The sequence below is a fragment of the Pseudarthrobacter sp. RHLT3-21 genome, assembly GCF_059383495.1.
The window spans coordinates 185741-201292 of record NZ_JBWZCI010000005.1 but is presented as its reverse complement, the minus strand read 5'-3'; the positions used below and the strand labels follow the sequence as shown (position 1 = coordinate 201292).

15 protein-coding genes and 1 pseudogene are annotated in these 15552 nt (G+C 65.5%); 15 read left to right on the top strand and 1 reads right to left on the bottom strand.

From position 1 onward, the window contains the following. Nucleotide 1: 1 nt before the first annotated feature. The 10 genes and pseudogenes from AC50YA_RS08085 to AC50YA_RS08040 form a co-directional block, all read left to right on the top strand. Complete coding sequence (locus AC50YA_RS08085) at nt 2-1000, top strand: glycosyltransferase family 2 protein (RefSeq protein WP_494981781.1); 999 nt, start codon at nt 2-4, stop codon at nt 998-1000. Then, nucleotides 997-3918 (top strand): Ig-like domain-containing domain, encoded by a 2922-nt coding sequence (locus tag AC50YA_RS08080; protein ID WP_494981780.1) that lies wholly within the window; start codon nt 997-999, stop codon nt 3916-3918. The genes AC50YA_RS08085 and AC50YA_RS08080 overlap by 4 nt, the downstream gene beginning before the upstream one ends. A 90-nt stretch (nt 3919-4008) precedes the next feature. Next, entirely contained in the window at nt 4009-5112 is a 1104-nt protein-coding gene (locus AC50YA_RS08075; RefSeq protein WP_494981779.1) for a hypothetical protein, read from the top strand. Nucleotide 5113: 1 nt separating this feature from the next. Then, complete coding sequence (locus AC50YA_RS08070) at nt 5114-5944, top strand: glycosyltransferase family 2 protein (protein WP_494981778.1); 831 nt, start codon at nt 5114-5116, stop codon at nt 5942-5944. Next, entirely contained in the window at nt 5934-7217 is a 1284-nt protein-coding gene (locus tag AC50YA_RS08065; RefSeq protein WP_494981777.1) for a lipopolysaccharide biosynthesis protein, read from the top strand. Before AC50YA_RS08070 ends, AC50YA_RS08065 begins: the two co-directional genes overlap by 11 nt. After that, complete coding sequence (locus tag AC50YA_RS08060; protein WP_494981776.1) at nt 7214-8992, top strand: glycosyltransferase; 1779 nt, start codon at nt 7214-7216, stop codon at nt 8990-8992. Before AC50YA_RS08065 ends, AC50YA_RS08060 begins: the two co-directional genes overlap by 4 nt. A 5-nt stretch (nt 8993-8997) precedes the next feature. Next, nucleotides 8998-9333 (top strand): hypothetical protein, encoded by a 336-nt coding sequence (locus AC50YA_RS08055; protein ID WP_494981775.1) that lies wholly within the window; start codon nt 8998-9000, stop codon nt 9331-9333. Continuing rightward, nucleotides 9330-9533 (top strand): hypothetical protein, encoded by a 204-nt coding sequence (locus AC50YA_RS08050; RefSeq protein ID WP_494981774.1) that lies wholly within the window; start codon nt 9330-9332, stop codon nt 9531-9533. Before AC50YA_RS08055 ends, AC50YA_RS08050 begins: the two co-directional genes overlap by 4 nt. Next, a complete protein-coding gene (locus AC50YA_RS08045) occupies nt 9530-10579 on the top strand; it encodes a hypothetical protein (RefSeq protein WP_494981773.1) in 1050 nt (349 codons plus the stop codon). Before AC50YA_RS08050 ends, AC50YA_RS08045 begins: the two co-directional genes overlap by 4 nt. 299 nt (nt 10580-10878) lie before the next feature. Continuing rightward, nucleotides 10879-11522, top strand: a pseudogene (locus AC50YA_RS08040) (helix-turn-helix domain-containing protein); the annotation flags it as partial. A gap of 27 nt (nt 11523-11549) precedes the next feature. On the opposite strand, the gene AC50YA_RS08035 reads toward AC50YA_RS08040, so the two are convergent. Continuing rightward, nucleotides 11550-12563, bottom strand: a complete 1014-nt coding sequence (locus AC50YA_RS08035) for a putative transposase (RefSeq protein WP_494981772.1) — start codon at nt 12561-12563, stop codon at nt 11550-11552. Nucleotides 12564-12619: 56 nt separating this feature from the next. Here AC50YA_RS08035 and AC50YA_RS08030 point away from each other — a divergent pair, with 56 nt between their 5' ends. From AC50YA_RS08030 to AC50YA_RS08010, 5 genes are read left to right on the top strand one after another with little or no spacing between them, the layout of a single operon-like run. Beyond that, complete coding sequence (locus AC50YA_RS08030) at nt 12620-12859, top strand: hypothetical protein (protein ID WP_494981771.1); 240 nt, start codon at nt 12620-12622, stop codon at nt 12857-12859. Then, nucleotides 12856-13194: a hypothetical protein gene (locus tag AC50YA_RS08025; protein ID WP_494981770.1), complete on the top strand. Its 339-nt coding sequence runs from the start codon at nt 12856-12858 to the stop codon at nt 13192-13194. Before AC50YA_RS08030 ends, AC50YA_RS08025 begins: the two co-directional genes overlap by 4 nt. Further along, a complete protein-coding gene (locus tag AC50YA_RS08020) occupies nt 13191-13406 on the top strand; it encodes a hypothetical protein (protein ID WP_494981769.1) in 216 nt (71 codons plus the stop codon). Before AC50YA_RS08025 ends, AC50YA_RS08020 begins: the two co-directional genes overlap by 4 nt. Continuing rightward, nucleotides 13403-13582: a hypothetical protein gene (locus AC50YA_RS08015; RefSeq protein ID WP_494981768.1), complete on the top strand. Its 180-nt coding sequence runs from the start codon at nt 13403-13405 to the stop codon at nt 13580-13582. Before AC50YA_RS08020 ends, AC50YA_RS08015 begins: the two co-directional genes overlap by 4 nt. After that, nucleotides 13575-15185 carry a family 16 glycosylhydrolase gene (locus AC50YA_RS08010; protein WP_494981767.1) on the top strand — a complete coding sequence of 537 codons (1611 nt, stop codon included), beginning with the start codon at nt 13575-13577 and terminating at the stop codon, nt 15183-15185. Before AC50YA_RS08015 ends, AC50YA_RS08010 begins: the two co-directional genes overlap by 8 nt. The last annotated feature ends 367 nt before the right edge of the window (nt 15186-15552 follow it).

Genomic DNA, 15552 nt, shown 5'->3' with positions numbered 1-15552 from the left:
CATGTTCATTCCAGGTGAACCCCCAACGGTCTCCGTGGTCATTTGCTGCTACACCATGGAGCGCTGGGACCGGTTGTTGGACGTTATCGACTCAGTTCGAGCCCAAACACTGGTCCCTGAAGAGGTCATTGTTGTGGTTGACCATAATGAGGACCTGTACGAGCGTCTCCTCTCCATCGTGGATGACGTGACACTGGTACAGAGCAGGGGGCCAGTGGGGCTTTCCGGAGCGCGAAACACCGGGGTGGACCGTGCCAGTTCCGATGTCTTAGCGTTCCTGGACGACGACGCCGAAGCGGCACCGGAATGGCTCGAACGGCTGGTGGCCTTCTATGACGACCCCGATGTGCTGGCCGTGGGCGGGCGCGTTGAACCGGTGTGGGAAAATGGCCGCCCCGCCTACTTCGGCGAGGAGCTCGACTGGATCGTAGGGTGCAGCCACCGTGGTCTGCCCAAGGTGGCGTCCGAAGTCCGGAATGTCATTGGCGCAAACATGTCCTTTCGGCTTGCAGTCCTCCGTCAAGTGGGCGGCTTCAACCTCGCGCTTGGCCGCCAAGGCTCAAAACCCTTGGGCTGCGAAGAGACCGAAATCTGCATTCGTTCCAGGATAGGCGCCCCCGGGTCACGGATCGTCTATGAGCCGGCGGCCCTGGTGCGCCACCACGTGCCCGCCCACCGGGGGACACTCCGCTACATGCTGGCGCGGTCCTGGTCCGAAGGAATTTCCAAGGCGCAGGTCAGTCAGGTGGTGGGCCGCAAGCGGGCGCTGGGACCGGAACGCCGGTATGTAAAAAGTGTGCTGCCACGGGCTGTCCTGGCCGGAATACGCGACTGGAGCACTGGAAGCAACCCCCAAGGACTGGGCCGTGCAGGGTCCGTTCTCGCGGTATTGGCCTTCACGTCCGCCGGCTACTTGCGCGGGCGTCGGCTCGCTCACGTCTCCACAACCCAGCTGAGCAGGACAGCTCCCCAAGGTGCACCCTGGAGGGAAGTCCAGTGAGTGAACGCGTGAATGAGCTGCTCCCGGCCGCCGACGGCGCGGCCCTTGAGCTGGTCCCGGCTATGGAAAGCCATCGCTTGCCGGACTGGCCGGGGGCGCGGTGGATCGGCACCGTCGATCTGGAGACCCTCGCCGCGCACTCGCGGTTGAAGCTGCAGAATCACACGGGTTCAACAAAGAACGGAAACGTCATGCCAACTTACAACGAACGGGCCCGGTTGCTGGTGCGCGAGGGGACAGCTGTGCGCGGTTTCGTCGATGTAGCGACCCCGGGCGGGATGCTCGAACGCAGGGCGCGCAGGACTTTCTGGCTTGGACGTGGGTCGCGGAATCTGCGGCTCTATGCACTGCTGACAGCGCTGCTGCTTGCGCTGAGTGGTGTTCTGGTGGTGCCGGTTACGGCGTCGGCTGCTGCCGGTGATGTTGGGGTTGAGGGTCCGTCGCATTCGGGGACGGGGACGCCGACGGGTACGAAGCGGGCGATTAGTGCGTTGTGGTTCAACGACGGAATCTGGTGGGGGAACCTGTGGGACACTGCTAGCTCGGATTTTCATATCTTCCGGTTCAATGCCGCGACGAGCTCGTGGGTCAACACGGGTGTGGCGACGGAGACGCGGGCAAGCACTCATCATGACGTGCTGTGGGACGGGAAGACGTTGTATGTGGCGAGCTATCAGTTCGTCAACGACGGTCTTCCGGCTGAGCCGAACTTCCCGACGACGATGCGGCGTTACAGCTACGACTCGAGTACAAAGAAGTACTCGCTGCTAGGTTCTTCACAGATCAACAACTCCAAAGTTGAGGTCCTGACCATCGATAAGGACTCGACTGGTCGGGTGTGGGCCACGTGGCAGCAGGGAAACCGGATCTATCTGAACGTCACTGGCACGGATGGCAAGACGTGGGGGAAGCCGTTCCCGCATCCTGCGGCACTGAGCAACGTGTCTGTGGACGACACGTCGGCTGTGATCGCGTTCGGACCCGGCAAGATTGGTGTGATGTGGAGCCGGCAGGTCGGTGACTCCACCGACGGCATGTACTGGAGCTACCACGTCGATACGGACCCGTCGAACACCGCCTGGACCACTCCGGTGGCGGCGGTGTCGGGGCAGCGCAGCAGTGATGACCATATGAACTTGAAGTGGCTGAACTCCTCGGGTGGTCGGGTTTTCGCCGCTGTTAAGACGTCGTTCACGTCGGCGCCTCAGCCGCTGATCCAGCTGTTGGCATTGAGTGGTACGACGTGGTCGGCGTACCCGATCGCGCCTGTTTCGGAGTGCCCGAACCGGGTGATCGTCTTGATTGATGAGAGCACGCAGATGCTGCGTACCTTCGCTACCTATCCGAAGCCGAGTGGCACGACGAACGCTGGTGTCTGCACCAGCACGGGGGGTGCGATCTACGAGAAGTCCACGCCGTTGGACAACATCCACTTCACCACCGCGAAGACGGCTCGTATCGTGGACGCCGACCAGTATGCACATAACGTGACGTCAACGAAGCAGAACCTCAACAGTGCGGCGCAGGGCACGGCCAACAGCGGTCTGCTGGTGCTCGCCGATGTGAACGCCACAAGCCGGTACTGGCACTATTACGACCCCAGCGTCGGTGGTGGGGGTGGTGATACGACGGCTCCCACGGTGACGGCTACGTCTCCGGCTGCTGGTGCGACTGGTGTGGCGGTGACCGCGAATGTGACGGGGTCGTTCTCCGAGGCGATGGATGCGTCGACGGTCACGTCGAGCACGGTCACGTTGACGGCGGGGACGACGACGGTTCCGGCCGCTGTGACGTACGACAGCACGGCCAAGGTTGCGACGTTGAACCCGGGTGCGGACCTGGCGGCGGGTGCGACGTACACCGCGACGATCAAGGGCGGCTCCGGTGGTGTGAAGGACGTAGCCGGTAACGCATTGGCGTCGGACAAGACCTGGACCTTCACCACGGCTTCCGGTGGTGGTGGTGATACGACGGCTCCGACGGTGACGGGTACGTCTCCGGCTGCTGGTGCGACTGGTGTGGCGGTGACGGCGAATGTGACGGGGACGTTCTCGGAGGCGATGGATGCGTCGACGGTCACGTCGAACACGTTCACGTTGAAGGAGGGGACGACGACGGTGCCGGCCGCTGTGACGTATAACAACCAGGTTGCGACGTTGAACCCGGATGCGGATCTGGCGGCGGGTACGACGTACACGGCGACGATCAAGGGCCCCGGTGGGGTGAAGGATGTTGCCGGTAACGCGTTGGCGTCGGACAAGATCTGGACCTTCACCACTAATGCTCAGACAGCCACAGGCATTCAGCGCCAAGGCATGAGCACATTGGTTAACACCACGAGTGCCACGAGTCACACGATTAACAAGCCCGCTTCGGCGGCGGCAGGCCAGGTCTGTATAGTCTCATTGGCGCTCAACGGCTCGACCGTTTCAGCGGCCCCGACTGGCTGGACTCAGTTTGCCGCAAGTACGTCGATCGCCAACCCACATCTGTATGGCTACTACCACGTCATGGGGGCGTCCGAACCTGCTAGCTACACCTGGACCACTGCGGGGTCGGTCACTAGCGGTGGCGGAATCAGTTGCTACTCCGGCGTGAACACCACAACTCCGTTGGACACAACAGCCTCGGTAGCCGCGTCTGCCGTCGCTGCGTCTACGGGCTCGGTTTCTGGAGTCACCACAACGACCGCCGGAGCTATGCTCGTCGGCGCAATCGCCATCAACTCAAGCAATACCACTATCGCTATCACTGGCCCGTCAGACATGACAGAAGTGTATGACCTCGGTGGTAAGCGCACTGAGCTTGACGATGCCCTCCAGGCAACCGCCGGTTCCTCGGGCAGCAAGTCCTGGACATGGAGCAGCGGTTCGCAGCGCGAATGGGCCGGTTGGCTCGTCGCTCTCCGCGCCCAATAACCCCAGCGCCACAGTCCACAACCCAAAAAAGCCGCAGCCATGCGGGGCCGAGACACCATCCGACCGATAGCACCCAGACAGGGGACAACAATGCACACCAGGCAGACCAAGGCCAAGACCAAGGCACTGCATTTCGATATCCACGGCCGCGTCAGGATCCGTGTTGACGCGAAGGCGCCGGCAGCGGCCCAGCTCCAGAGCATGTTGGCGTGTTTCGCCACCGACGCCGAAGGGCCGGCCGATATTGTGGTCGATGACCGGCTGGAGCCGATGCCGGATGCGGGTCTGGTCGAGCACGAGCTCGCGTACACGGAGAACAGTGTGCGTTTCCAGGCCGATCGGGTCCAGGTCGTGAGGGACGCAGAGCAGTGGCGCATTCACGGGCCGGGCGAGCTGTTGACCTCCGTGGTCCCTGTTCTCGATGCCGCCATGGTCGGTCGGGGAGCCGGCATGATCCACGCGGCAACGATGGCGTACCGGGGTCACGCGATTGCGCTTCCGGCCGCCGGTGGGACCGGTAAGACGAGCACCGCCGCTAAGCTGATGCGGCGCGAGGGGTGGTCGTTCATGGGTGATGACTGGGCCTTCCTCGCCGAGGACGCCACGCTGCTCGGCTACGCGAAGCCGATGTTCATTAAGCCGCACCACCGGGCCATCTACCCACACCTGTTCGAAGGTGTCCGGAAGCCCCTCGTTCCCTCACAGCTCTCGGGGAGCGTCGGCCGTCTCACCACGGTGGTGCATCCGTACGTCATCCGTTATCCGCGCCTCGCGGACTTCTCCCGGCGATGGTCGCCGGAGCACCGCATGGTCGAGGCGGGGACCGCGTTCCCGGGGAGGGAAGTGACGACCTCGGCCCCGCTCGCGGCCGCAATCTACATCGAGCGCTACGAGGGCGCCCGGTCTCGGATCGTCGAGCGGACGACCGAGTGGATGGTCGACCGCATGATCGGCAATTTCCACATCGAGATGGCGGGCTTCTCGCAGCGGGTCGTGACTGGCCTGGCGGCCACGTCCGTTGTCCCGTGGCGCGAGCACTTCGCGGCGAAGGGGGTCGTGCTGAGCAAGGCGCTCGACGGGCGGCCCTGCCACCTGCTGCAGGTGCCCTCCGCGTACTCGGCGGACGAGGCGTCGGACGACATCGTCCGGTATCTCGAGCAGCTGCTGCCGTCGGTCCTCGACGAGGAGGCCTGAGGTGCCGGACACAGTGGGTCACAGCCCTGCCGAGGTCACCGCGGTCGTTCCAGCCCGCAACGCGGAGCACCTGCTCCCGCGCTGTCTGGAGGCCCTGCGTCAGTCCGGCGTGGCCGAGATCATCGTGGTGGACGGATGCTCCACAGACCGCACCGTCGAGCTTGCCCTCGCTGCCGGTGCCCGGGTCCTGAGTGATGAGGGGCGCGGCCTGCCATGGGCTCGAACGCTGGGTGTGCAAAGCAGCACCACGCGTTGGGTCCTGCTCGTGGACTCCGACGTCGTGTTCGGGCCCACGGGGGTCGCCGACCTGCTCACGGAGCTGGTCGAGGGCGGCTACGACGCCCTGCAGGCCGGTCTGGAGAGTGTCGCCGGACCGGGCTACTGGGGGCAGGCGCTGGCACATCACCATCGTACCGGCCGCAGCCGCAACTGGTTCGGGCTCGTGGCGACGGTCGTGGACCGGGACCTGATGCTGGGCGTGGGTTTCGACGACTCGTTCAAGTCGGGGGAGGACATCGAGCTGCGTTGGCGGATGCGGGAGTCAGGGCTGCGAACGGCGGTGTCACGCCGGGTCCTCGTCGAACATCGTTTCGCCGCAGACGACTTCGACTTCGCGCTCGACCAGTTCCTCATGGACGGAACGGGACTGGGACGGATGGTCCGCAAGCACGGCTGGCGTGGTGCGAGGTTGGCGCTGTTGCCCGCCGCCGCGGCAGTCCGGGGCAGTGCCTTGAGCCTCGCTGCGGGCCAGCCTCGGTGGGTGCGCTACTACGTCGCCTTCTGCTGGTATAACTACGCCGGCCTGGCGAGGGGGTTGCGTCGTGAGCGCTGACCAGGGGATCACTGTCAGGGACGCCTCGACCGTCCGGCACTCCGCCTTGCGCAGCTCGCTCGGCCTCATCGTGGGCAAGGCCGCCCAGACGGGCGCGGGTTTCGCCTTCTGGGTGGTGGCGGCGCATGCGACGTTCGACCGTGAGGTCGGGCTCACCACGGCCGCAGTCTCGGCGGTGATGATCTGCACGCAGCTCGCGGTGCTGGGCGCCGGGTCGGCCGTGATCGTCTCTGTGGGGCGGGGGGAGCCGCCCGCGCGGATGCTGGACGCGGCGTTCGGCATCGTGGGGGTAGCCAGCACCGTGCTGGCCCTCGGCTACCTCGTGCTGCAGTCGACCGTGACGCCGGACACGGCCGTGGTATCGGTTCTCTTCTGGATCACGTTCCTCATAGCTGCCGTCACAGGGACCCTGTGCACTGTGCTGGACCAGGCGCTGGTGGCGTTGGGCCGCGGTTCCAGCGCCACCTTGAGGTACCTGGTGGGTGGCGTCGTCTCACTCGGAGCGACAGCGCTCGTGGCCTTGCAGGCGCACGGCGCCCCGGCGGACGTGCTGATGGCCTGCTGGACACTCGGGTCCACCGTCTCGTGCGTCGTCGGTATGGTCCAGCTGCGAAGACTGGTCGGCTACCGGCCGCGACCATCCTTGCGCCCGGCGCGGAACCGTCCACTGCTGGTGCTGGGCATTCCGCACCAGCTCCTCACCCTCACCGAGCGCGCCCCCGGGCTGGTGCTGCCGCTCCTGCTCGCGCACATGGTATCTCCGGAGGCCGCTGCTTACTGGTACCCCGCGTGGATGATGGCCTGGGCCGCCTACACCGCCCCAATGCTGATAGGCATCGTCCAGTTCTCCGAGGGTGTCCGCGACCCCGGCCGCCTGGTGGCGACCACTTGGGCGAGTTTCCGTTGGTCGCTCGCCATAGGTGGTCTCGCCGCCGTCGTCCTCGTCATCTTCGCTCACCCGCTGCTCCATCTGCTCGGGGACCGGTACGCCAACTCGTCCACCGACGCCCTGCGGTTGTTGGCGGCCGGACTGGTGCCATACGCGGTGCTGCATGCCTACAACTCCGTCTGCCGTGTCCGCGGCCTCTACACTGAGGCGATCGTGGTCGGTGTGGCGCTCGGAACCGCCCTCTGCGTCTCAGCGATGTTGGCCGCCGAAAATGGCCCCACCGCCATGGCCCTTGCGTGGCTCGTTGTGCTCGCCATCGGATCTACGGCGATCGGCCTCCGCGTGCTCGCCATCCTCCGGCGCGTCACGAAGGAAGCGCGATGACCAAGACGCTTGAGCCGGCCAGCCGCATCCAGAGACGCTGGAAGCCTCTGGACTTGTGGTGCGCGGTGGCGGGCATGGTGTCGCTGGCTCTTGCCGCAGGGGCCGCCTCAACTGTGGCCTTGCCCGTGAACAGTGACCTGGGGCTTGTCGCCGTGTTGCCCTACCCGTACTGGGTGGGGGTCCTGCTTTTGAATATCGCCTTCGTCGTGGCGCTGCGGGGGGATGCCGCGGGCCCGGCGCGCCGCCCGGTCATGTTGGGGCTCGTTGTGGTGCTCGTGCTCGTACTCTTCGGGACGGCCGCCTTCGTGACCGACGTACCAAGGGGTGAGGTTGCATTCCGTCACCTTGGTATCGCGGACGCCTTGTCAGGCATGCAGCGGATCGATCCGAACATCGACGCGTACTTCAACTGGCCGGGTTTCTTCACCCTGCTGGCGACAGTGCTCGGGGCGACCGGCATCGACCCCGTGACCCTTGCCCTGTGGGCTCCGGTGCTCAACGTGGGCCTGTGGCTCACTGCCGTGGCCGTACTCACCGGCTATTTGACCCGGGATACACGGCGGCGCTGGCTCGTACTCTGGCTTTTCTGCCTTGGCAACTGGCAGGACCAGGACTACCTGTCTCCCCAGGCCTTCGGCTTCTTCCTGTACCTCGTTGTGCTTGCGATGCTGCTCGGCCCGCTGGCAGCGCGGTCCACTAAGTTTCACGGCTTCCGGCGGGCCAGCCTGGCGGAGTGGTGGCGAGGGCGGTCGCCAGCCGAGCCCCGGCCGGCACACCGGCTGGCCGCTCTCGTTGTGACCCTCTTGCTCATCGTGGTCATCAACGCGAGCCATCAGCTCACGCCGTTTATGTTGCTCATTGTCATCACTGTCCTCACGCTGAGCGGACGTGTTTGGCCCAGCCGGCTGCCCCTTATCGCCGGCGTTGTGCTCATGCTCTGGCTCGTCTACCCAGCGAGTACATACCTCGCCGGGCACCCGCTCCTGGAGGATGCAGGACTGCAAATGGCGGCCGAGGCCAACGTCGTCGATCGTGTGAGCGGGACCGCCGGGCACCTGCTCGTGGTGCAACTCCGGGTCGGCCTCACCGTCCTGCTGTGGGCGCTCGCCGCTCTCGGGGCGGTACTCGAGTGGCGCAGAGGGCGTCTCGACCTACGAGTGGTCCTCCTTGCCGTCACCCCACTGCTGCTCTTCCCCGCACAGGCGTACGGCGGTGAAATGCTCATCCGAGTCTCGCTGTTCGCACTGCCTTTCGTAGCCCTCCTGGCGTGCTCGGTGCTGCTCCCCGGGGACGGCAGCAGCCGCCCGTCTGCCCGCGCCGTGGGAGGCCTTGTCCTCACGTGCTTCCTGCTGGCCGTGCTGACCGTAACCGGTCGGTTCGGAAACGCGCAGTATGACGTCTTCACCGACAATGAGATTGACGCAGTCGCCGCCGCGGAGCATTTGGCGCCCCCCGGTTCGGCTGTTATCTCTGCTGCCCACCCTACGCCGTGGCGTAGTGAGTCCTACCTCGAACACCGTTACCGGACAATGGACGACCTGTGCCGGGAGAATCTGTCACCTGCGACCTGCGGTCCCATTGTCTACAACTACGCCCAGCACAACCCCGCCGGAGCCCACTTGCTCTTCATGCGCTCGTCGGAGGCGAGTGTGGTGCTCCAGGGCGACAACACTGCGGACGATTACACCAAGCTGGAGGAGTGGTTTAGCATGCAGGACGGCGTGGAGCTCGTGTTCAACAATGTCGACGCACGAGTGTACCGGGTGGCGCCATGAGTGCCATGAGTATTGCCAAGCGGCCCGCCATGGCGCTCGGTCTCGCCGCCGTCGCGCTGGCCCTCATAACGCTTGTGGGGCTGCCGACGCCGCTGCAAACGGTCGCCGCGATAGCTGTCCTTATCCTGCTCCCGGGGCAGGCACTGGCCCGGCTCACGCCGGTTAACGACTTCGCGCTCGGCGCGCTGCTCGTCCTGGCGCTTGGCCTCGCCACGCTCACCGCCGTGTCCACGGCGATGTTCTACCTTGGTGTGTGGTCGTGGCAGGCATGCGTCGTCTCGATGGGCGTCATCACCATCCTCGCGTGCATTGCACGCGCACGGCAGGAGGTTGCGTCATGATTGATCTGGCAGGACTGCTGGTGGCTGCTGCCCTGCTGGTCACCCTCGTCACGCTTGAGGTCCGACACGCCGGACCAGACCCGCGGCAGACCGCACCCCCGAGGTTCTTCGGGCCAGCGGTGAGCCGCGGTGTCGTTGCCGTTATGTGGATACTGTGCCTGCTCCTCTTCCTTCCACGTCTGCTGGAACTACTCACGTGAGCGGCGCAGCCCGGTGGTGGCTCCTCAGCGACCTCCACCTGGGCGTGCCGGACGACGACCCCCGGCGCCCAGGCAAGGCGCTGTCCGAGTTCCTGCATCGTGAGGTGCTTGCAGCCTCTGGTCAGCAGCACGTCGTCTTTGTCGGCGACACGTTTGAGTTGGCCGGGTTCCCCGAAGAGGAGAGCCTGGCCCGGCTGAAGTCCATCCTCACCCGCCACGCCGACACGGTACGGGCGCTCGAAGCGTGTGCGGCGCGCGGCGTGCAGTTGCACTTCGTGTGCGGCAACCATGACGTGGAGCTGGCCCGGCCCTCCGTTGCCGCCCGCCTGTCATCGCTGCTTTCGCCCGTCGATCCGACGCAGGTCCGGGTGCACCCGTGGTTCCTGCACGTGCCCCACGTACTTGTGGCCGAGCACGGGCACCAGCATCACGCGCTGCACCGGATCCCCGAGCTGCTGCGCACCGCGGTCAGCGGCACCGACGAGCTGGACCTGCCACCGCTCGCGGCCTGGCACGCCCGGCCGTCGAGCTCGCGCCTGAGCCGTGCCGGGGCCGTTGCCCGGGCCTGCCTGGCCTCTGAACGGGCGGAACGCCGCGTCCGGGAGGTTGCGTACGGCGAACTGTTGCAGGCCGAGTCACTGCGGCTCGAGCTCGACGGGGCGGCCGTTCGGGACCTGGCGCGCCTGTCCCGGTTCCGGATGGTGTCGGTGCTCCCGCGCACCGCCACCCGCATGGTGCTCGCGGCTGCCGGGCGCAGTATCGCCAGCGAGGCGGCTCCTGCTGTAGCGGCCCGGTTCGCGCGTACCCTCGAGGCGCACGGTTCCGGGGTGGCCTGGTACGTCTCGGGCCACACCCACCGGGCCCTCGAGTCGGCGCTCGAGGCGTGCCCCACCCGGTACGTCAACACCGGCACATGGTGTTCGGACGTCCGCGGTCGCGGATCTGACCAGTCGGACCGTCGGGCGTTCCCGTACGCCGTGGTCGACGTCGCCCGCGACGGCACCACCAGCGGCGGGCTGCGGTACTGGCGTCCGGACGGTGGCTGAGCCGTACCGGTGTCAGCGCACCGGCCGGGCGGGCTGCACGCTCGCGTGCAAGGAATGGGGCGGCGGGCCGCCGGTCACCTGGGGAACCCGGCGTGCGCCAGAGCCTGGCGAACGAGCACTCCGTGCGAGCTGGGGCATCTCGCCGCGGGCGGCTAGCGAGGCAGCCTCCTCGGGCGTCACCCAGGACAGGTCTAGTGTAGTTCCCACGCAGGTTATGAACAGCGTGGCGTGATGTAAAGGGCGAGAGCCTCCCGTATCGATTTGGGCTACCACACTCATCTCGACGCCAGGAGGCTCTCGTGTCCTACGTTACCCATGCCAATGCCGACCTGACACCAAGGCCAGGGGAAAACTTGCCCGGTTGGTTATCGAGCAGGGCTGGACTTTGCGCCGCGCTGCGGAGCGGTTCCAGTGCTCGCCGGCCACAGCGAAGAAATGGGTCGACGGGTATAGGGCCCGCGGTGAGGACGGCATGGCCGATATGTCCTCGCGGCCACACCGGAGCCCGAACCGCACCAACGCCCGCACTGAACGGCTGATTCTGGCGCTGCGTATCAGCCGTCGTTGGGGGCCGCACCGCATTGCGGCGCACTTGGGCCTGGCCCGATCGACGGTGGGAAACGTCCTGGCCCGTTACCGGATGCCACGGCTTGCCTGCCTTGACCAGGGTACCGGGCTGCCCATCCGCAAACCAGCGCCACGACGCTACGAACACGAGCCCCCGGGGACCTGATCCACGTGGACATCAAGAAACTAGGACGCATCCCAGAAGGCGGCGGACACCGCTCCCTGGGACGGGCCGCAGGCAGAAAGAACCGCCGGGCCGGGACCAGGCCACGCCTACCTGCACCACGCCGTGGATGACCATTCAAGGCTGGCCTACTCCGAAATCCTCACCGATGAGAAGAAGGAATCTGCCACAGCGTTCTGGCTCCAGGGCTCCTGACATGGTGAGGTATTCGGTGTGGGGTCAGAGGTGGTTTTTGATTTCGTAGCGCAGGACGAGCCCGGTGCCGGGGTAGCAGGTTTGGGTGGTGGTGAAGTGCTCGCAGAGCTCACTGATTGCTGCGGTGGCCCGTGGTGTGGGGAGTGGGTCCAATCGGATCGTGAGGTAACCAGGGGTGGTGGTGTCGATGTCGCCGCTGCCGGTCAGCGCCTGCCGTGCCAGTGCGTGGGCTTCCTGGGTCGCGCGGGCATAGCCGGTGTTCGTGCGGATCTCCCGGGCGAGGGTCGTAGCGGTGTTGAACGCGGCCATCCTGACCGCGTGGGTGATCAGCTTGGTCTCGGTGTCGAGGACCTGTTGGCCGGGTGAGAGTTCTCCCAACGGAACCCTGACGGGGATCCGTCGGTGGGCGGCTTCTGCCTGGTCCAGTGCGGCTTCCGCGGTAAGGAGCGGGGCGGTGACCGCGTTGTGCATCGCGTTGGTGATGAGGACTTCGCCGGTGCCTGGATCCGGGGTTCGCATCGCGAGCATCGCGGCGTCTGTTCGGGCCAGCACCTGGTCGTAGCGGGCCCGGGCGGCGACTACTTTTTGGGAGGCCTCTTTCTTGTCCGGGTTCGGTACTGACCTGTCGGGGTCATCCTCGGTGCCGGCGTAGGCGTCGTGGGAGTCCAGGTCGAAATGGATGCGGGCGTAGCGGAAGTAGTTTTCCTGGCGCCAGCGGGAGCCCATCCGGTAGATCACCTCACCGGCCGGCATCACCTGATCGGTGGTGAGGATGTGGATCTGCCGGGTTGCCCCGCCCCGGGCAGGGACGATGCGGCTGATCTGCCGCATCCGAAACGCTTCCCCGGTGGCGGCCAGCGCCAGATCCACGGCCGTGTCCGCCACGTTCCAGGTCCTGGTTTGCCCGTGGGCGTCCGTGTAGGCGACGTCAGTGAAGCTGTTCTCGGGGATGTCCTCTGTGGTGCCTTTGCGCCAGGTGAGGACGTCGAAGCCGGCCTCGTCCTTGTGCTTGAAGAGCGCCGGATCTCGGCTGCCCACCCCACGCCGTGGCGCAGCGAGGCCTACCTCGACACCGGTACCGGACGATCGACTACATGTGCCGGTCCGACTTGTCGACGGCGACGTGCGGCCCACTCGTCTACGACTACGCCCGAGAGAACCCTGCCGGTGCCATCGTGCTGCTCACGCGCTCGTCGGAGGCGAGTCTCGTGCTCCAGGGCGCCAGCAGCGCGGGCGGCTTCGCCGAGCTGGAGAAGTGGCTGAGCACGCAGGACGGCGTGGAGCTCGCGTTCAGCAACGCCGACGCACGCGCGTACCGGGTGGTGGCGCCATGAGCGGCGGCGTCAGCCGGCCCACCGTGGCGCTCGGTCTCGCGGCCGTCGCGCTGTCGCTGGTGACGCTCGTCGGGCTGCCGACACCGCTGCAGACGGTCGCCGCGACAGCCGTCCTGGTCCTGCTCCCGGGGCAGGCACTGGCCCGACTCACGCAGGTGACCGACCTCGCGCTCGGCGCGCTGCTCGTCCTGGCGCTCGGCCTCGCCGCGCTCACCGCGGTGTCCACGGCGATGTTCTACCTCGCTGTGTGGTCCTGGCAGGCGTGCGTCGTCACGATGGGCGTCATCACCGTCCTCGCGTGCATGACACGCGCAAGAAAGGAGGCCACGTCATGATCGACGTCATGATCAACCTGGCGGGACTGCTCGCGACTGCCGCCCTGCTCATCACCCTCATCGCGCTCGAGGTCCGACGCGCCGGACCAGACACCGGACAGCCCACACGGCCGAGGCTCCTCGGCCGAACAGTGAGCCCCAAGGTCGTCGCCGTCATGTGGACGACGTACCTGCTCCTCTTCCTTCCACGCGTGCTGGGACTGCTCACGTGAGCCGCGCCGCGCGGTGGTGGCTCCTCAGCGACCTCCACCTGGGCGTGTCGGACGAGGACCCCCGGTGCCCCGGCAGAGTGCTGCCCGAGTTCCTGCGCCACAAGGTGCTCGCAGCCTCCGGGAGCGGTCACATAGGCATCCTCGCCCCGGGCCCTTATCATCTGACGTATGCGTAAACACCTGGTCGCCGTTGGGGTAGCGGCAATCTTCCTGGCCGGCTGCTCGGCCCCTTCACCGCAACCGGCAGAAACGGCGCCGGCGCCGGCCGCCACATCAGCATCAGCCACGCCGACGCCTGCTACGCCAACGACAGGCTCGGCCGCGACAGATCTGAACTGGGGCACGCCGACCGCTGGCGACGAGTTCAACTATACCGGCGCACCGGACGCCGCGAAGTGGTCCGTGTACAACAGTGCCGGGCACGCGGGGAATGGCATTCGGAGTCCCCAGCAGGTCACGGTAGACGGTTCCAAAATGGTCATGACTGGAACACCGGACGGCACGACCGCTGGAATGAGCGCGAAGTTTGCGCGCCAGAAGTACGGCCGGTGGGAGGTCCGCGCGGCGGGTTCGGGTGACAATGAGTACCACATGGTGTCGATCCTGTGGCCGGATAGTGGGAATTGGCCGTGTGACGGCGAAGTTAATTACGCGGAGACGATGGGTGACTGGAACGTCATCAAGTTCTTCCACCACTACTCATGTGAAAACCGTCAGGTGTCCGCTTCCAAGACACTGGAAGTTTCACAGTTCCACAACTACGCAGTGGACTGGTCTCCGGCCGGGATCGTCGGCTACATTGACGGCGTGAAGTGGTTCGAGACCACCGACCCGGCGCACCAGCCCCCAGGCGGGATGCACCAGACGCTACAACTGGACTGGGTCCCAGACAGCACTGCTGACGGCGCTGGCGAGATGCGAGTGGATTGGGTTCGCGTCTATGCGGCAGCCGCTCCCCCTCCCCCGCCGCCATCCGGTGAGTCGTTTGAGTTCGCCGCCACCGGGGATATGAACCCTGCGGGTATCACGTCGGCCACGTCGCACAGTGGTAAAAACGCGGCTAGCATCATCGCCGGTCTCAACGACGGTTCGCTGGACAACTTCCTTGCGCTGGGCGATTTCCAGTATGACAAGAGCACCTGTTCCGCGCTCGGGGCTTACAACCAGTTGTGGGGTCCGGCTAAGGCCAAGACGTACTGGACCGCTGGACCGAATCATGATGTTGAACCCGGCAAGAATGACGACGTTGAGCGGTACATGGATGGGCAGTGCGTGTCCACGGTGAAGAGCGCGACGAACTCCGATGTTGGACGGTTCCAAAACGCTCTTGAATGGTATTCGTTCGACAAAGGCAACTGGCACATTCTTGTAGCGCCTACGGCCACATGGCGTTATAACGCTACGCGGGCGCAGGCGATGACCTCGGAGATGGATGCCAACCTGAAAGCGGCGAAGGCCGCTGGAAAGCATCTGGCGGTTATCTACCATGATCCTTATTTCACCAGCAACACGTCGAGCCATACCCGCTTCTCTAAGGCGAAGCCGTGGATTGACGTGTTCTGGGCGAACCGCGTTCGTGTGTTGCTGTCCGGCTCACAGCACAATTATGAGCGGACCTGCCCGATTAACAACGCGGACCAGTGCGTTGCGGACGGGATGCAACAATTCCAGGTGTCCACTGGTGGAATCGGCCTCCGGGAGTTCACCAGCAACCCCTCCTATGTGGAGCGGAAGTTTAGCGACACGTGGGGGTCACCTACGGATGAGCCTCAAGGCTGACGGCTCTTATACGTGGGAATTCCGTCCCGTTTCTGGCGGAATGCAGACTGACAGCGGGTCTCGAAGCCATGGCTAATTCCTCGGTTCCGATCACCGCCGGTTCGGGCACTAATATTGATACCGTCACCATGCCCGGCGGCGACCACAGGCAGGTTGTCGTGCTGGGCAATCACGGTGAGTATGAGGGACGTACCGCCACATTCCGCACCCTAAGCGTGCCTCCACTTCACAGAATATCTTTGCGATCCACAACGCCACCGGCTCGACCATTGCCGTAGACGTCAAAAAGATCACCGTAGACATTATCCATGGCGCGGCTAGCGCCACCCTGACTGACTTCGTAATAACCCACCCTGGAAGTTCACCG